Raw genomic sequence first — 17,045 nt, forward strand, 5'->3', positions numbered from 1 at the left:
ACTTGCAAAAACTTCCCATGTTTTTTATAGGTCAGGGTTTGTTGGCTCTGGCCTTGTTTTGTTCGCGGAACAAAAATGTCGTTTGCCGCATTCGGCGTTTATTGGACCCTGTCGCTTAACCCTGCTCGTCGTAACGGGAGCTGTATGTCGATACCACGTTTGAAGTCTTACCTATCCATAGTCGCCACAGTGCTGGTACTGGGTCAGGCCTTACCTGCGCAAGCAGTTGAGCTGCCTGACTTCACCCAACTGGTAGAGCAAGCCTCACCGGCGGTGGTGAATATCAGTACCACCCAGAAACTGCCGGATCGCAAAGTTTCGAACCAGCAGATGCCCGACCTGGAAGGCTTGCCGCCCATGCTGCGCGAGTTCTTCGAGCGCGGTATGCCGCAACCGCGCACCCCTCGTGGTGGCGGTGGTCAGCGCGAAGCCCAATCCCTGGGGTCCGGCTTCATCATTTCGCCTGACGGCTATATTCTGACCAACAACCACGTGATTGCCGATGCCGACGAAATCCTCGTGCGCCTGGCTGATCGCAGTGAGCTCAAGGCCAAGCTGATCGGTACCGACCCGCGTTCCGACGTAGCCTTGCTTAAAATCGATGGCAAGGACCTGCCGGTTCTCAAGCTGGGCAAATCCCAGGACTTGAAGGCCGGCCAATGGGTCGTCGCGATCGGTTCGCCGTTCGGCTTTGACCATACCGTCACCCAGGGTATCGTCAGTGCTATCGGCCGCAGCCTGCCGAATGAAAACTACGTACCGTTTATCCAGACCGACGTGCCGATCAACCCGGGCAACTCTGGGGGGCCATTGTTCAACCTGGCTGGCGAAGTTGTAGGCATCAACTCACAGATCTACACCCGTTCCGGTGGTTTCATGGGCGTGTCTTTCGCGATCCCGATCGACGTGGCCATGGACGTCTCCAATCAGCTCAAAAGCGGTGGCAAAGTCAGCCGTGGCTGGTTGGGCGTAGTGATCCAGGAAGTCAACAAAGACCTGGCTGAATCCTTCGGCCTCGACAAGCCGGCCGGTGCTCTGGTTGCGCAAATCCAGGACAATGGTCCAGCGGCCAAAGGCGGCCTGAAAGTCGGCGACGTGATTCTGAGCATGAACGGCCAACCCATCGTCATGTCGGCGGACCTGCCTCATCTGGTCGGCGCGCTCAAGGCCGGCGGCAAAGCCAAACTGGAAGTGATTCGTGACGGCAAGCGCCAGAACGTGGAGCTGACCGTCGGTGCGATCCCGGAAGAAGGCGCGACGCTGGATGCCCTGGGTAATGCCAAGCCGGGTGCAGAGCGCAGCAGTAACCGCCTGGGCATCGCCGTGGTTGAACTGACCCCCGAGCAGAAGAAGACGTTTGACCTGCAAAGCGGTGTGGTGATCAAGGAAGTCCAGGACGGCCCAGCCGCCCTGATCGGCCTGCAGCCGGGCGACGTGATCACTCACCTGAACAATCAGGCGATCAACACCACCAAGGAGTTCACCGACATCGCCAAGGCGTTGCCGAAAAACCGTTCGGTGTCGATGCGCGTACTGCGTCAAGGTCGTGCCAGCTTCATTACCTTCAAGTTGGCCGAGTAATCGTCAAGCCTGCATTGCAATAGAAACAAAAAGCCCCGCTGCCGGTTAACGGCAGCGGGGCTTTTTTGTGGGTGACGGGTTTAGCTCATCATCCCTTTCACCAGGCGTTCCTGTTCGATCAGCTCACGCTGACGTGCGTCGATACGTGAGGACAGTGGGAAATTACTGCCGGCGCGGCGCTTGGCAAAGTCCAGTTGCTGGATGGCCTGCTGGAAGTCCCCCACCAGTGCGAAGTATTCGGCGCGGGCCTGATGCAGGCCGATGATGTTGCCGGACAGGCCGCGTGTTTCGGCCACCTGATACCACACGTCCGGATCGTCGGGGCGTGACTTGAGCAAGCCATCCAGCGCCTTTTCGGCATCGGCGGTGCGGTTCTGCTTAAGCAGCAGGTCTACCCGCACCTGGTTCAGCGGATAGTTGCTGGGGTACTGGGTGAGCATACGGTCAGTCCGTTGCTGGGCATCCGCCATGCGGTTGTTGGTAATGTCCAACTCGATCTGCGCCAGGTTGTAGGTGATGTCGTTGGGCGCCTTGGCCAGCAGCGGTGCCAGGCTTTCCCGTGCTTCCTTGAGTTGGACTCCCTTGATCTGCGCAATGGCGAGGCCATAACGCGCTACATCGTTTTTGGGGTTGTCGTCCAACTGCGCCTGGAAGCGCTTGGCAGCCAGGCCAGGCGTGTCTTCGTATTTCAACTGCACGCGTGCGCGAATCAGTTGATAGCGCAGGCTGTCTTCCTTGCCGCCGAGTTTGGCCTGCTCGGCGCGGTTGCGGGTGTCGGCAATACGCGATTCGGTCACTGGGTGCGTCAACAGGAACTCCGGTGGCTTGGCATCGAAGCGGTACTGACGCATCAGGCGTTCGAACATGGTGGGCATCGACCGCGGGTCGTAGCCGGCTTTCTCCAGGTTGAGGATGCCGATGCGGTCTGCCTCTTGTTCGTTCTGCCGGGAGAACCGACGCTGCTCCTGGATCGCAGCCGCTTGTGAGCCGGCAATTGCGGCGATACCCGCATCGCCGGCACCCGCGGCGGCGGCAATAATGCCGCCAAGCAGCGCCGCCATCATTGGCAGTTGCATGCGTGACTGGGCTTCCACGCCCCTGGCAAAGTGACGCTGGGACAAGTGCGCCAGTTCGTGGGCCAGTACCGACGCGTATTCACCTTCGGTCTGGGCATTGAGGAACAAGCCGCCGTTCACCCCAATGATCCCGCCGGGTGCCGCAAAGGCGTTGAGCTGCGGGCTGTTGATCAGGATGAATTCCAGGCGCCGATCGTTGACCTGGCTGGTTTCCACCAGCTTGTACACGCTGGTTTCTACGTAGTCCTTGAGTTGCGGGTCGTTAAGCTGCGACACCTGACCGCGCAAATAGGCCAGCCAGGCGCGGCCCAGTTGATATTCCTGTTGGGGCGAGACAATGGCAGAACTGGCGTCACCAAGTGACGGCAGCTCGTCAGCGAAGGCCGGGGAGGCCAGCAGGCAGGCCAGCGTCAGCAGGGTAGGGCGCAAAAAAGTCATGCACAAAGCCTTTCGACAAAGAGCTTACTGTAGCCGGACACTGCGCTTGGGACCAGATATTCTAAGCAGCCCGAATGTTTGCCTGGAGTAACACCATGACCGACGCTTTAGCCTTTGACGCCGAACTCGATGCCAGCGGCCTCAACTGCCCGTTGCCCTTGCTCAAGGCCAAGCTGGAACTCAATAAAATGGCCGGCGGTGCGGTGCTCAAGGTGACCGCCACCGACGCTGGCTCCCAGCGTGACTTCCGCACCTTTGCCAAACTCGCCGGCCACACCCTGGAGCATGAAGAAGAAGCCGAGGGTGTGTACCGGTATTGGTTGCGCAAGGCCTGACGGCCTTATCGACGCACAATCAGGCCTTGTTCAGCGCCTGCGCTGCCGCCAACACGGCATCCACATGCCCCGGCACTTTCACGCCACGCCATTCCTGACGCAGCACGCCTTCGCTGTCGATCAGAAAGGTGCTGCGATCTACGCCCAGGTATTCCTTGCCGTACAGCTTCTTGAGCTTGATCACATCAAACAGCTGGCAGACCGCTTCGTCCTTGTCGCTGATCAGCTCGAAAGGAAACTCCTGCTTGGCCTTGAAGTTCTCGTGGGACTTCACGCTGTCACGCGACACACCAAACACTTCAGTGTTGGCGGCCTGGAAAGCTGCGTACTGGTCACGAAAGCCCTGGCCTTCAGTGGTGCAGCCCGGGGTGCTGTCCTTGGGGTAGAAGTAGATCACCACTTGCTTGCCCTTGAGAGCTGCGAGGCTGAAAGTCTGGCCGCTGGTGGCCTGGGCTTCGAAGTCTGCGACGGGTTTGTCGATGGCTACCGGCATGAGTCTTTCCTTACATTGGGTTCTGTGGGCGCCATGGCTCGATCAGCGCGTCGAGGTTCAGGGCATCGGCAAAATCCAGGAACTGGTCGCGCAACCAGCTGATCTGTACGCCGGCCGGCAGGGTAACGGTGAACGTGGCGTTGAGCATGGTGCCGCCGGTTTGAGGTGCCTGATAGGTGTCGCAGGTCAGGTTTTCCAGCTCGACGTTGTGGTCGATGAAGAACTGGCACAACTCGTTGACGATGTCCGAGCGGTAGGCCGAGCTGACGTACGCCACATAAGGCAAGGCCTGTGGGCGATTTTCCAGGGCGGCGCTGCGCACCACATTGACGGTGAAGTCGTGCTTTTTGGCCAGGCCCGGCAGGCCGGTTTCCAGGCGCGCCAATGCGTCCCAGGAGCCGGAAATCTGCAAGACCAGCGCGCTGCACTCGCCGTGGCGAGTCAGGCGCGAGGTCACCACCGCGCAGCGGTTCTCATGGCTGGCGCGGCACAGGACGTTGGTCAGCTCCATGGGGTTGGCGCCGAGGGCACTGATAACAAGGAATTGTTCGCGAACTGTGGGGGTGGACATGCAGCCTTCCTAAAGCGATGAGCGGTCAATACTGTGTGGGCCGTATCGATCAAAGGATCAAGGGTAGCGAAAAGCGTCGCCAAGGGCTAGGAGGTGGCGTTTTCATTGCGTGATCGGCCGGCTTGAAGCGGTGCTTTGGCCCAATGATGGCATTGCCCGACGTTTAGTTGCTCCAGAACGCATCCTCACGCGGTACTTCGCTTGTACAAGCATCTTGGCGCCAGTACCATTACGGCTCTCTTTTTCCGGCAGGAGCGGTTGCATGATTGCGGGCAGTATGGTGGCACTGGTCACACCCATGGATGCACAAGGTCGTCTCGACTGGGACAGCCTGGGCAAACTGGTGGACTTCCACCTGCAAGAGGGCACCAACGCCATCGTGGCGGTCGGCACCACAGGTGAATCGGCCACCCTCGATGTGGAAGAACACATCCAGGTGATCGAGTTCGTGGTCAAGCGCGTTGCGGGCCGCATCGCCGTGATCGCCGGAACGGGTGCCAACTCCACGCGCGAAGCGATCGAGCTGACCCGCAACGCCAAGAAAGCCGGCGCCGATGCGTGCCTGCTGGTGACCCCGTACTACAACAAGCCGACCCAGGAAGGCTTGTACCAGCACTTCAAAGCCATCGCCGAAGCCGTCCAGATCCCGCAGATCCTCTATAACGTACCGGGTCGTACCGCGTGCGATATGAAGGCCGAGACCGTGATCCGCCTGTCCACCGTGCCGAACATCATCGGTATCAAGGAAGCCACTGGCGACCTGCAGCGCGCCAAGGACATCCTGGCCGGCGTGAGCAGTGACTTCCTGGTGTATTCCGGTGACGACGCCACCGCTGTCGAATTGATCCTGCTGGGTGGCAAGGGCAACATCTCCGTGACCGCCAACGTGGCTCCGCGTGCCATGAGCCAAATGTGCGCCGCCGCTATCGCCGGCGATGCCGCGACGGCCCGTGCGATCCACGAGAAGCTGATGCCGCTCAACAAGACACTGTTTATCGAATCCAATCCTATTCCCGTGAAATGGGCGCTGACTGAGATGGGCCTGATGCCGGACGGTATCCGTCTGCCGCTCACCCGGCTCAGCGAAGCCTGTCACGAACCGCTGCGACAGGCCCTGCGCCAGTCCGGCGTCCTGGTTTAATTGAGGAAGCACTACGCATGAAGCGATTGGCCGGACTTTCCGCACTTGCCTTGATTATCTCCAGCACCAGTGGCTGCGGTTGGGTATGGGGCCCGGAAGGCTACTTCCGTGACCGCGGCAGCGATTACCTGGAAGCGCAAGCAACCAAACCGATGCAATTGCCGCCTGATGTCAATGTCGCCAAGCGTCTTGACCCCTTGTTGCCGATCCCACGCAACGTTGCCGACGACACCGTCAAGGGCGAGTACGTAGTACCACGCCCGCAGCCGATCACGGCAGTGGCCGATGCCAGCGACTACAGCCTGCAGAAAAGTGGCGACAACCGCTGGATCGTGGCTCAGCGCCCACCTGCCGAAGTCTGGCCGGTGGCAGTGCAGTTCTTCCAGGACAACGGTTTCCGTCTCGACCAGCAACGCCCGCAAACCGGTGAGTTCACCACGGCGTGGCAGCAAGGCCGCGAGTTGTCCGCCAACATGGCTCAGCGCCTGCTGGCCGGCGGTGTAGCCGCCGAAAGCGAGGCCCGTGTGCGTGTGCGCATCGAGCCAGGCGTGCAGCGCAATACCAGTGAAGTCTATGTGGTCAGCGCCGAGCGCCCTGCCGGCAGCACGGCCAACGTCGATTTCACCCCGCGTTCGGTCAACACCGGCGTCGATGCCGCGCTGGTCGACGAGATGCTCGCCAGCATGAGCCGTATCTCCGAGAAGGGCGGTTCCGTTTCCCTGCTCGCCGCCCGTGACTACGACACCCCTAACCGCGTCAGCCTCACCGAAGACGGCAGCGGTAACGTGGTGCTCAACCTGGGTGAAGACCTCGACCGTGCCTGGGCCAGTGTTGGCCGTGCGTTGGAGCAAGGCCCTTGGCGCGTTGAAGACATCAACCGCAGCCTGGGCCTGTACTACATCAACGTGGCTGAAAAGGCCGAGAAGAAAGACGACGAGCCAGGTTTCTTCGGCAAACTGTTCGGCAGCGCGCCGACCAAGGAAGAGATCGAAACCCGTGCCGAGCGTTATCAGGTTCGTTTGAGCAAGGTTGGCGAAAGCGTGCAAGTCACCGTCGAGAAGAACATCAACACCGTCGCGCCAGCTGAAACAGCGCGCAAAGTGTTGGGCGTGATTCAAGACAACCTGGGCTGATTCGGTGCGCTTTGCCGTTCTCGGCAGCGGTAGCCAAGGGAACGGTACGCTGGTCGCCCACGATGACACGTATGTGCTGGTCGATTGTGGTTTCTCGTTAAGAGAAACCGAGCGACGCCTGCTGCGCCTCGGGGTTCACCCCACGCAGTTGAGCGCAATTCTGGTCACCCACGAACATGCCGACCACGTGCATGGCGTGGGTTTACTGTCTCGGCGCTACAATCTGCCGGTGTACTTGAGTCGCGGCACGCTGCGCGGGATGCGCAAACCCATCGAGCCGGCAGGTTTTCTGGCCGGTGGCGAGCAACTGCAAATCGGTGCCTTGAGCATCAATGTCATCGCGGTTGCCCACGATGCCCAGGAGCCTACGCAATACGTATTCAGTGACGGCCAGCGGCGTTTTGGCGTGCTGACCGACCTGGGTTCCTACTGCGCCAGGGTGCTGGACGGTTACCGGGACCTCGATGCCTTGATGATCGAGTCCAACCACTGCAGGGATCTGCTGGCGCGCGGTCACTACCCTTACTTTCTCAAGCAGCGGGTGGGCGGCGAGCTGGGACATTTGAACAATCACCAGGCGGCGTACCTGGTGTATGAGTTGGGCTGGCAAGACCTGCAACACCTGGTCCTGGCTCACCTCAGCAGCAAGAACAACCTGCCGACGCTTGCCCGGCAATGTTTTGTCGACACCCTCGGGTGCGACCCGGACTGGCTGCAACTGGCCGATCAAGATTCAGGGCTCGATTGGCGACACATCGCCTAGCCCACCTTACTCAAAGCGGAGCCCATCATGGAAAAACGTGAAGAACTCTACCGCGGCAAAGCCAAGTCGGTGTACAAGACCGACGACGCCAACCGCCTGATCCTGCTGTTTCGCAACGACACCTCGGCGTTCGACGGCAAGCGCATCGAACAGCTTGATCGCAAGGGCATGGTGAACAACAAGTTCAACGCCTTCATCATGCAGAAGCTCGAAGCGGCCGGTATCCCGACCCAATTCGACAAACTGCTGGGCGACAACGAGTGCCTGGTCAAGAAGCTCGACATGATCCCGGTGGAATGCGTCGTGCGTAACTACGCCGCCGGCAGCCTGGTCAAGCGCCTGGGCGTGGAAGAGGGCCTCAAGCTCAACCCTTACACGTTTGAACTGTTCCTGAAGGACGACGCCAAGGGCGACCCGTTCATCAACGAATCCCACGTTGTGGCGTTCGGCTGGGGCACCGCTGAACAACTGGCGCGCATGAAGGAGTTGTCCCTCAAGGTCAACGACGTGCTGACCAAGCTGTTCGACGACGCAGGCCTGTTGCTGGTGGACTTCAAGCTGGAGTTCGGCGTATTCCACGACGGCTCCATCGTCCTGGGCGACGAATTCAGCCCGGACGGCTGCCGCCTGTGGGACAAGGACACCAAGAAAAAGATGGACAAAGACCGCTTCCGCCAGGGCCTCGGTGACGTGATCGAAGCCTACGAAGAAGTCGCCAATCGTCTCGGCGTACCGCTGTAATCGACGCAAGCATCTGATAGCACGGAAAAAAATCGCTTCGGCGCTTTGCATCCATCAATCATGCTGTTATGATGCGCGCCGTTGGAGAGATGCCAGAGTGGCCGAATGGGACGGATTCGAAATCCGTTGTACCTTCACCGGTACCTAGGGTTCGAATCCCTATCTCTCCGCCATTACATAGAGAAAGCCCCGTAGCTGAATAAGCTGCGGGGCTTTTTCGTTTCCAGCCTTTATCTACGACTGCTTCAGTGATTTTTTCCAGTCCTGCCTAGCGCTGATCAAGGCGCTCAGACGCTTTGCGATAAGCCTGATCTCGTTCACGTTTATCAATAGCGACCACGAACACGGTCACTTCCTGATCTATCACTTGATAGACCAGCCTGTACCGGCTACTACGCAGTTTGATCTTGTAGCAGTCAGGCAGGCCATGTAGGCGGTTAGCCTCAATACGTGGGTTGTTCAGGATTTCCATCAGCTTCTTCTTGAGTTGCTGACGGAGGGTGTCGCCGAGTTTCTGCCATTCCTTCAATGCACGCGCATCAAAATCAAGGCTATAGGTCATCCAAAGAAACCCTCACGCGTTGAGGCGACGCAAGGCGCTCACGTACGGTCGCCATCAAGGCTTCATCCTCTTCAGTCATGAGGACAGGCTTAAATGGCAACTGGCCGCGTTCGGCAACATATTGCAACGCCTGACGTATCAGTTCGGAAGGGGTGACACCGAGTTTCTCCAACTCAAGGTAGGCGCGAGCTTTCAGGTCGTCATCGATACGGATGTTGATAGATGCCAAGGGATAGCTCCTTGTGTAATGACGTTGGTCATTACATTGGGGCAATCGGGTTTCATTGGCAAGTCTGTCTGGACATACGGCAGTCGCTCTCATCTGTTGATCCTACTTCTTGGCCGTCGGCTTTGCCGGGCGCTTTTTATCGGTTTCCTTCACCGTTTCCCTTGGTCTTTTCTTCGCCTCTTGCTCGGTTACGTATTCACCTGTGACCGCATCGCGATATCTCGTTGGCATATCAGCATCCTTGACAGTATGTCGCCACGGCGGCGACCTTTTTGAGACTAGCTCGCAGGCTTATGCACACAAGCTTCCTGGCGGGAATTCTGGTTACCAAGCTTTTCCGAAACAGGTGCTTACGTTGTGCCGGGTCGACAGTTTCCCAGCAGGGTTGCGTTGGCTGGGGCAGGGCGCTAACCTTTCGCCGTCGCCCTCATGGCGACCGGTTTTGACAGACTGATTTACAGGTGTACGACCTCCATGCGATTACAGGCTTTTCTGCTGTGACGTCGTTTTATGGCGGCTGTGCGTGGGGCATCTTCGGGTGCGCCGGGTCCTGTATACCGGTCTGTCAACCCGCGCATAGCTGCCACCTGATTCTGTTTGACAGCGGGATGTGGCAGCTCCCATTGCATACAGGAGCTACACAATGAGCAATCTCGATTCTGACTCCGAATTTTCCCCTCGGAAAATCTTCCATGTAGGTGCAGATGTCGGCACCGAAGAAGCCCTCACCAACGCCACCGAAATCCTCTCATCCGCCCTTCAAACCGCCTACCAATGCGCCGAAGATCCACACAGCACGCAGTCGCCCGTGATCATGGCCCTGGCTCAATTGATCGAGAACGCGCAAGCCTTGGTGGACGCCGTACTCGAGCGTGATTTCCCCACGGCCAAATAAATACCTGCTCCCTGAAACGAAAAAAGCCTGCTGAACTCAACGCTCAGCAGGCTTTTTTGCGCATACAACCCGGTCAGGCAGGCTGTGCCACCAGGTTATTACTGACCTTGCGCCCCAACACCAGCACGGTCGCAAACCCGAACCCTACCAACACCGTGGCCAGGCTCAACAACACCGAGCTGCCCAGCTGGTCGACGATGCGTCCGCCAAAGAACGAACCCAGGGCGATGATCACCTGAAACAGCGCCACAAACAGTGGCATGCCGCGCTCTACATCCTTGGGCGCCACCACAAACATCCAGATACTGGCGCAGGCTGGGAAGGCGCCGAAGGCGAAACCCCAGAGTGCGATCAGCATCGAGGCGCCGGAAAGGCCGGTGGCGAAGTAGGGGAACAGTGCTGTGCTGGTGCCAATCATCAGTGCAACCAGCAGCAGGGTGTGACGCACACTGCGGTTAGCGGCGAAACCGGCAAAAACATTGCCCATTACCCCGGCTACGCCATAGAGCAGCAGCAATGAACCAATTGTCGGGCCGTCAAAGCCGGAGCTGTTTTTAAAGAAGGGCGCGACATAGGTATACGCAGCAAAGTGCGCCAGGCCGATCAGCAATACAGCGATCAAGCCGACTCGCGCCTGTGGGTTGATAAACAACGCGGGCAAGTCACGAATCTCAATGGCCTTTTCCGGGGTCAGTCGCGGTAGCAGGAAGATCTGCGCCAGCAGCACCGGAATGCCCACCAACGCAGTAACCAGGAAGGTCATGCGCCAGCCCATCAGGCCGCTGAGCCAGGTACCCACAGGCACGCCCAGAACGGTGGCCAGGGTCACGCCCATCATGATGATCGAGGTGGCTTTCGCAACCCCAACGCCTTTGGGCGCCAGCCGCCCGCTGAGGGCAATGGCCGTGGCCCAGAAGCCGCCGATGCTGATGCCGAGCAATACGCGGCCGAACAGCAGCAGGCTGAAATCGGTGGCGAAGGCCACCACCGAGTTGGCGATGATCATCACCAGTGTCAGGCCAATCAGCAGATAGCGACGGTCCATGGCGCCAATGCTGACCGACAGAAACGGCGCGGCGAGGGCGGCCATGATGCCGGGCAATGTGACCATCAATCCGGCGTGACCGGCACTGATGCCCAGGTCGCTGGCGACGTCGTTGAGTACGCCCACCGGCAGGAATTCACTGGTCACCAGGGCGAAGGCACCCACGGCGACCGAAAGAATCGCCAGCCACTGCTGTTTGACGCTTTGTTGATTATGTTCGGGAAGCCCGCTAGGGGCCTGGCTCGCGCTTGGCATGGGATTGGGTTCCGGGAGGAATGTCGCCTGAAGCCAGGCGAGGAGGGAATTTGGAGCGATTATAGGAATCAGTGGCGGCAATCGTTCAGGCGCTCGTTTCGATAGTAATCATCAGTGGTATCGATGTGAGATTTTAAAGAGCCTTAAATCTGCCGTACAAACGAAAAAGCCCGTCGCTGAGTCAGCTCCGAGCTTTTCCGGTTATGACGATGTTTAAGGCGCAGCAGTGGAGTCTTATTTTAGCTAGCCAACGCATTCAGTACATGGACTGGGTCATTATGGATAGCTTTCAACAATGCCTTTGCTGGTCCGGTAGGTTCACGACGACCCTGCTCCCAGTTACGTAATGTGCCAAGTTGCACATCAATCAGCGCTGCGAATTTAGCCTGGGTCAGCCCTGTCGCCTTACGGATCTCTTTGACTCGCATTGAATCAACATGGAATTCACGAGAAGGTTCGCGTTCTCCGCGCAGGATCTCGTTCATCTCTTGAACGCTTTCCATCAATTCATCAAAAAATCTGCTCATAGCTATCTCCAGTGCTCAATCGCAGCCTTCAGTGACTTGCGCTCGTCGGCAGTCAAGTCCTGCTGTTCATTTTTGGGATAGATCATCAGTAGAACAATCTGTGATGCCTAGACGAAGTGGTAATAGATCACCCGCGCCCCGCCTCGTTTGCCATGGCCCTTGGCTGCTACTCGTATCTTGCGAACTCCACCCGTACCCTCGATTACATCGCCAGCAGAAGGGTTGACTACCAACACGTTCTGAAGAGCCGTGTAGGCATCCTCGTCGATCAATTCTTTAACGCGACGGGTGAAGACTGACGTCTCTATGAAAATCATCGCTAATGTACGCCATTGGCTTAGTTGACTGCAATCCTAGCCGTGCGTGCTTCGACGTGCATCCAGTGAGTTGTAACTGCTTTTTGACACGCAGGATGTGGCCAATTATACGTCGGCCAACCGCCCCATAAGACACTCAATAAACACCCCCTCCGCCCGACTCATCTTCTGCTCGCGATTCCACAACAGGTGAATATCCACATCCGCAATCCCCTCATCCGGCGGCAACCGCCACAGCAGCCCGTTTTTCACATCGTCCGCCACCACATGAGTCGGTAAGCAACCCAAACCAAACCCGGCAATCACCAAACGCCGCACTTCTTCCAGGCTGGAGGATGACGCCACGATCCGCCCACCGAAGCCTTGCTGATCACGGAAAATCGTCAGCGGCGAGAGCATCCCGCCAATCTGGTCGCTGGTAAAACTCACGAAGTTTTCCGACTGCAAATCCCCCTCGGCCAGGTTTGTGCGCCCGAACAATGGGTGATGTTTTCCGCAAAAGAACGCGTAGCGCTGACGCAGAAACAGGTGCTGTTCCAGGCGCGGCTGAGGCCGACGATTGAGGCTCAACCCCAGGGTCGCGGTTTTTTCCAGCAAGGCGGCGACGATGTCGGAGCTGCGCATCACTTCGACTTCCAGATCGACCCGCGGATGTTCGCGATGAAAGCTGGCGAGAAAGTCATCGAAAGTGTCGGAATTAATCCGGCTGATCATCAGCAAGCGCACTTTGCCGATCACTTCATCGCCGGGCTTTTGCAGGGCGTTGCTCATTTGCGAAACCTGGCCGTACATCTCGCCGGCAATCGCGAAAATCTGTTCACCTGCCTCGGTGAGCACGAAGCGCGGGCCACGGCGCAGGATGAGCTGGCAATCCAGCTGTTCCTCCAGGCGCTTGAGCGCCTGGCTGATGGCCGGCTGCGTCAGGTGCAGGCGCGCGGCGGCGCGGCTGATGCTCAGCTCCTGGCCGATCACGCGGAAGGTACGCAGCAGGTTCCAGTCCAGGCGGTCGTTGAGCAGGGGGTGAATATCGCGGCGGGATTCGGGCATGGTGACGCTCGATAATAAGCAGTATTTATAATCAAGATAATAAATAGAAAATTGACTAATCATACCCCCAGGCTGAAAAATCGGGCTCAACAAGCGCCATCAGAGCGCACCGGTTCGACCATCTCCTGCCAAAAAAATAACCAAAGGAGCCAGCCCCATGAAGCCTTCCGCTTCGCCGCAGCCTCGCCGTGCCGCGGCCGCCGCTTTTATCGGCACCATGATCGAGTGGTACGACTTTTACATCTATGCCACCGCTGCGGCGCTGGTGTTCGGTCAGCTGTTTTTCCCCTCCGACGATAAATTGTTCAGCACCATGGCTGCGTTCGGCACCTTCGCCGTGGGCTTTTTTGCGCGGCCGTTGGGCGGCATTGTGTTTGGCCATATCGGCGACCGCATCGGCCGCAAGAAATCCCTGGTGATTACCCTCGTCATGATGGGCGTGGTCACGGTGTGCATCGGCCTGTTGCCGACCTATGCACAGATCGGCGCCGCGGCACCGGTGCTGCTGATACTGCTGCGAGTGGTGCAAGGCATTGCGGTCGGCGGTGAGTGGGGCGGGGCGGTGTTGATGGCCGGAGAACATGCGCCAAAGGGGCGGCGTAACTTCTTTGCATCCTTCGCGCAATTGGGCAGCCCGGCCGGTTTGATTCTTTCCCTGCTGGCGTTCAGTGCGGTGACCCGCTTACCGGAAGAAGACCTGCTCAGTTGGGGCTGGCGCCTGCCGTTCCTGGCCAGTGCCTTGCTGTTGGTCGTCGGCCTGGCGATTCGCCTGGGTGTAAATGAGTCGCCGGAGTTCCTCGAAGACAAGGCCCAGGCGGAAAAAGCTCGGGCGATCAAGAAGGACCAAGCCCCCGTGCTGGAAGTGCTGAAGACCGCTTGGCGTCCACTGTTGTTGTGCATTGGCGCCAACACATTGGGGATTGCCGGCGTGTATTTCACCAACACCTTCATGATTGCCTACAGCACTCAGCAACTGAACCTGCCGCGCTCGCTGATTCTGGAATGCCTGTTCTTCGTCGCCATTATCCAGTTCTGCGTTCAGCCACTGGCCGCCTGGGTGGCAGAGAAGGTCGGCGCTACACGGTTCCTGTGCGCCATGTGCGTACTGGCAATGGCGTCGCCGTACCCCATGTTTGTGCTGGTCAGCAGCGGCCAGGCGCCCTTGATCATCCTCGGCATTGCCCTGGCGGTGGTGTGCATGGCGTCGTTCTATGCCGTCATCGCAGGCTTTGTCAGCGGTCTGTTTGAAACCCGCGTGCGCTACACCGCAATTTCCCTGGCTTACCAGGTCTGCGGTGCGCTGGCGGGTGGCCTGACACCATTGATCGGCACCTGGCTGGCCCATCAATACCTGGGCCAATGGTGGCCGATGGCAGTGTTTTACAGCGTGATCGCGGCGGTCTCGTTGGTGTGCGTCCTGGCCTTGTCCCGCCGCCACGCCACGGCTCACCGCCTGGAAATGGCACACAGTTGAGGAAGTCAGCAATGTTGAAGATCAATGGCGAGCGCCTGTGGCATAGCTTGATGGCCATGGCCGAGATCGGCGCGACTGCACGCGGTGGCAGCTGCCGCCTGGCGTTGAGCGCCGAAGACAAGGCCGGTCGCGAGCTGTTCAGTCACTGGTGTACAGCGGCTGGCCTGACGTTTAGCGTGGATGTCATCGGCAACCTGTTCGCCCGTCGTGCGGGTACCGACAATGAGGCCGCGCCGGTGATGATCGGCAGCCATCTCGATACCCAGCCCGAAGGCGGGCGCTTCGATGGCGTGTACGGCGTATTGGCTGGCCTGGAGGTGATCCGCAGCCTCGACGACCACGGCATCCAGACGCGCAAACCCCTGGAAATTGCGGTGTGGACCAACGAAGAAGGCGCGCGTTTCACCCCGGCGATGCTGGGCTCGGCGGTCTTCACCGGCGCCCTCGCGCTGGACAAGGCGCTGGCGACCACCGACGGTGATGGCGTCAGCGTGGCCGAGGCGTTGCGCACCACCGGTTATAACGGCGAGCGTGCATTGGGTGGGGCAGTGGATGCGTATTTCGAAGCGCATATCGAGCAAGGCCCGATCCTGGAAGACAACGCCAACAGTATCGGCGTGGTGACCGGCGGCCAGGCGATTCGCTGGCTCGATGTGCGGGTCGAAGGCATGGCTGCCCATGCGGGCACCACGCCGATGGCGCTGCGCAAAGATGCGTTGTACGGCGCCGCAAAAATGATCCAGGCCCTGGAAAACCTCGCTGCCGATTTTACCCCGCATGGCCTGACTACGGTGGGTGAGTTGAGCATCGCCAAGTCGTCGCGCAACACCATTCCCGGTGTACTCGACTTCACTGTCGATCTGCGCCATCACCGCGACGCCGATATCGACGCCATGGAGCAGCAAGTGCGCGCACGCCTGCAGGCGATTGCCGACAACCGTGGCCTCAGCGTGACTATCACACCGCACTGGATCAGCCCGGCCACGCCGTTCGATGCTGAGTGCGTGGCCTGCGTACAAGCGTCGGTGGACGCTCTGGGCTACAGCCAGCAGACCATCATCAGCGGTGCCGGCCACGATGCTATCCACTTGGCGCGCTATTGCCCGACTGCGATGATCTTCATCCCCTGTGTCGGTGGCCTGAGCCACAACGAAGCCGAAGATGTCTTGCCTGAAGACGTGCGCCAGGGCACCGATGTATTGCTCAACGCCGTGTTGAAACGCGCCGGCCAGGTTCATTTCTAAAGGCTGACGCCGTGCCCATGTGGGAGCTGGCTTGCCTGCGATAGCGGTGAAGCAGGCAGTACATTGTGCTCTGACCGTGCGCAATCGCAGGCAAGCCAGCTCCCACAGGTTCTGTGTTTATCCAGGAGCATCCTATGAATACGTTTTTCCATCCCGAACAACTGCTGCATCACCCACGCAGCTACTATTCTCGTGGCCAGATGCGCACGCCACAGGAGGTCCCCGAGCGTGCGCGCAACCTGCTGCTGGCTGCGCAAACCCTGGGCTTTGATATCCAGCAACCAAGCGACTACGGTATGGAACCGCTGCTCGCCGTGCACGGCGCGGCATATCTGGATTTTCTTCAAGAAGCTCACCAGCGTTGGAAGGAAATCCCCGAAGACTGGGGCGACGAAGTCATGTCCAACATCTTCGTACGCGAGCCCAATGCCCTGCGCGGCATTCTGGCCCAGGCGGCACGTTACCTGGCTGATGGCAGTTGCCCGATCGGTGAACTGACCTGGCGCTCGGCGTATTGGTCAGCCCAAAGCGCCGTTGCCGCTGCCAAGGCGATCCTCGAAGGCGCACCTGCCGCCTACGCCTTGTGCCGACCACCGGGTCATCACGCCCGCTTCGATGCGGCGGGTGGTTTCTGTTACATCAATAATGCGGCGGTGGCTGCGCAAGCGTTACGCAAAGGCTTCCAGCGCGTCGCGGTGCTCGATACCGACATGCACCACGGCCAAGGCATCCAGGAGATTTTCTACCAGCGCGATGACGTGCTCTACACGTCGATCCATGGCGATCCGACCAACTTCTATCCTGGGGTGGCGGGCTTTGCCGACGAAAAAGGCGATGGCCCAGGCTCAGGGTTCAACCTCAACCTGCCCATGCCCCACGGTGCCAGCGAAGCGCTGTTTTTCGAAAAGCTGGAACTGGCCCTGGCAGCGGTGAAGGACTTCTCGGCGGATGTGCTGGTGTTGTCACTGGGCTTCGATATTTACGAGCTGGACCCGCAAAGCAAGGTCGCGGTGACGCGGGAAGGCTTTGCGCGGCTGGGGCAGTGCATTCGAGGGCTGGGGTTGCCGTGCTTGATCGTGCAGGAAGGGGGTTATCACCTGGAGACGCTGGACAGTAACGCGCAGGCGTTTTTCAGTGCGCCAGCGGCGTGGGAGAAACTATCAGTCGATTAAGTGCTA

General features: G+C 59.1%; 18 protein-coding genes, 1 tRNA gene and 1 pseudogene. 11 read left to right on the forward strand and 9 right to left on the reverse strand.

Features of this window, described 5'->3' with window-relative positions; genetic code table 11:
- Positions 1 to 144: 144 nt before the first annotated feature.
- Complete coding sequence (locus TK42_RS02385; RefSeq protein ID WP_103733510.1) at positions 145 to 1,581, forward strand: DegQ family serine endoprotease; 1,437 nt, start codon at positions 145 to 147, stop codon at positions 1,579 to 1,581.
- Positions 1,582 to 1,661: 80 nt separating this feature from the next.
- On the opposite strand, the gene TK42_RS02390 is transcribed toward TK42_RS02385, so the two are convergent.
- Complete coding sequence (locus TK42_RS02390) at positions 1,662 to 3,095, reverse strand: M48 family metalloprotease (protein ID WP_032877266.1); 1,434 nt, start codon at positions 3,093 to 3,095, stop codon at positions 1,662 to 1,664.
- A 95-nt stretch (positions 3,096 to 3,190) separates the two neighbouring features.
- Here TK42_RS02390 and TK42_RS02395 point away from each other — a divergent pair, with 95 nt between their 5' ends.
- Positions 3,191 to 3,430, forward strand: a complete 240-nt coding sequence (locus tag TK42_RS02395) for a sulfurtransferase TusA family protein (RefSeq protein WP_103733511.1) — start codon at positions 3,191 to 3,193, stop codon at positions 3,428 to 3,430.
- A 19-nt stretch (positions 3,431 to 3,449) separates the two neighbouring features.
- On the opposite strand, the gene TK42_RS02400 is transcribed toward TK42_RS02395, so the two are convergent.
- Complete coding sequence (locus TK42_RS02400) at positions 3,450 to 3,923, reverse strand: peroxiredoxin (RefSeq protein ID WP_005786022.1); 474 nt, start codon at positions 3,921 to 3,923, stop codon at positions 3,450 to 3,452.
- 10 nt (positions 3,924 to 3,933) lie between these two features.
- A complete protein-coding gene (locus tag TK42_RS02405; RefSeq protein WP_003189463.1) occupies positions 3,934 to 4,494 on the reverse strand; it encodes a glycine cleavage system protein R in 561 nt (186 codons plus the stop codon).
- Positions 4,495 to 4,756: 262 nt separating this feature from the next.
- On the opposite strand from TK42_RS02405, the gene dapA reads away from it, so the two are divergent.
- The 5 genes from dapA (at position 4,757) to TK42_RS02430 (ending at position 8,445) form a co-directional block, all read left to right on the forward strand.
- Positions 4,757 to 5,635: a 4-hydroxy-tetrahydrodipicolinate synthase gene (dapA, locus tag TK42_RS02410; protein WP_032877264.1), complete on the forward strand. Its 879-nt coding sequence runs from the start codon at positions 4,757 to 4,759 to the stop codon at positions 5,633 to 5,635.
- A gap of 17 nt (positions 5,636 to 5,652) precedes the next feature.
- Positions 5,653 to 6,768 (forward strand): outer membrane protein assembly factor BamC, encoded by a 1,116-nt coding sequence (gene bamC / locus TK42_RS02415; protein WP_078820545.1) that lies wholly within the window; start codon positions 5,653 to 5,655, stop codon positions 6,766 to 6,768.
- A gap of 4 nt (positions 6,769 to 6,772) precedes the next feature.
- Positions 6,773 to 7,531, forward strand: a complete 759-nt coding sequence (locus TK42_RS02420; protein WP_005786028.1) for an MBL fold metallo-hydrolase — start codon at positions 6,773 to 6,775, stop codon at positions 7,529 to 7,531.
- 27 nt (positions 7,532 to 7,558) lie between these two features.
- The gene (purC, locus tag TK42_RS02425; protein ID WP_005786030.1) at positions 7,559 to 8,272 is read left to right on the forward strand and encodes a phosphoribosylaminoimidazolesuccinocarboxamide synthase; all 714 of its coding nucleotides are present in this window, start codon (positions 7,559 to 7,561) and stop codon (positions 8,270 to 8,272) included.
- A gap of 83 nt (positions 8,273 to 8,355) precedes the next feature.
- Positions 8,356 to 8,445: transfer RNA gene (locus TK42_RS02430), tRNA-Ser, on the forward strand.
- A gap of 95 nt (positions 8,446 to 8,540) precedes the next feature.
- On the opposite strand, the gene TK42_RS02435 is transcribed toward TK42_RS02430, so the two are convergent.
- On the reverse strand, positions 8,541 to 8,834 hold the full coding sequence (locus TK42_RS02435; protein WP_103733512.1) for a type II toxin-antitoxin system RelE/ParE family toxin: 294 nt from the start codon (positions 8,832 to 8,834) through the stop codon (positions 8,541 to 8,543).
- Positions 8,824 to 9,063 (reverse strand): type II toxin-antitoxin system RelB/DinJ family antitoxin, encoded by a 240-nt coding sequence (locus tag TK42_RS02440; protein ID WP_014717442.1) that lies wholly within the window; start codon positions 9,061 to 9,063, stop codon positions 8,824 to 8,826. The genes TK42_RS02435 and TK42_RS02440 overlap by 11 nt, the downstream gene beginning before the upstream one ends.
- Positions 9,064 to 9,706: 643 nt before the next feature.
- Here TK42_RS02440 and TK42_RS02450 point away from each other — a divergent pair.
- Positions 9,707 to 9,958 (forward strand): DUF6124 family protein, encoded by a 252-nt coding sequence (locus TK42_RS02450; RefSeq protein ID WP_103733513.1) that lies wholly within the window; start codon positions 9,707 to 9,709, stop codon positions 9,956 to 9,958.
- A gap of 73 nt (positions 9,959 to 10,031) precedes the next feature.
- Here the strand turns inward: TK42_RS02450 and TK42_RS02455 are convergent, their stop codons facing one another.
- From TK42_RS02455 to TK42_RS02470, 4 genes and pseudogenes are all read right to left on the reverse strand, one after another.
- Entirely contained in the window at positions 10,032 to 11,258 is a 1,227-nt protein-coding gene (locus TK42_RS02455) for an MFS transporter (RefSeq protein ID WP_078820589.1), read from the reverse strand.
- Positions 11,259 to 11,497: 239 nt separating this feature from the next.
- On the reverse strand, positions 11,498 to 11,785 hold the full coding sequence (gene nadS, locus TK42_RS02460) for a NadS family protein (protein WP_003189536.1): 288 nt from the start codon (positions 11,783 to 11,785) through the stop codon (positions 11,498 to 11,500).
- A 2-nt stretch (positions 11,786 to 11,787) separates the two neighbouring features.
- Positions 11,788 to 12,102 (reverse strand): annotated as a pseudogene (locus TK42_RS27080) (type II toxin-antitoxin system RelE/ParE family toxin).
- A 105-nt stretch (positions 12,103 to 12,207) separates the two neighbouring features.
- Entirely contained in the window at positions 12,208 to 13,149 is a 942-nt protein-coding gene (locus TK42_RS02470; protein ID WP_103733514.1) for a LysR family transcriptional regulator, read from the reverse strand.
- A 157-nt stretch (positions 13,150 to 13,306) separates the two neighbouring features.
- Between TK42_RS02470 and TK42_RS02475 the strand changes: the two genes are divergently transcribed.
- From TK42_RS02475 to TK42_RS02485, 3 genes are all read left to right on the forward strand, one after another.
- The gene (locus TK42_RS02475) at positions 13,307 to 14,623 is read left to right on the forward strand and encodes an MFS transporter (protein WP_103733515.1); all 1,317 of its coding nucleotides are present in this window, start codon (positions 13,307 to 13,309) and stop codon (positions 14,621 to 14,623) included.
- Positions 14,624 to 14,634: 11 nt separating this feature from the next.
- Positions 14,635 to 15,867: a Zn-dependent hydrolase gene (locus tag TK42_RS02480; protein ID WP_103733516.1), complete on the forward strand. Its 1,233-nt coding sequence runs from the start codon at positions 14,635 to 14,637 to the stop codon at positions 15,865 to 15,867.
- A gap of 134 nt (positions 15,868 to 16,001) precedes the next feature.
- Positions 16,002 to 17,039: a histone deacetylase family protein gene (locus TK42_RS02485; protein ID WP_103733517.1), complete on the forward strand. Its 1,038-nt coding sequence runs from the start codon at positions 16,002 to 16,004 to the stop codon at positions 17,037 to 17,039.
- Positions 17,040 to 17,045 lie beyond the last annotated feature (6 nt).

Origin of the sequence: Pseudomonas sp. GZJR-8 (genome assembly GCF_002916705.1) — a bacterium.
GTDB lineage: Bacteria > Pseudomonadota > Gammaproteobacteria > Pseudomonadales > Pseudomonadaceae > Aquipseudomonas > Aquipseudomonas synxantha_A.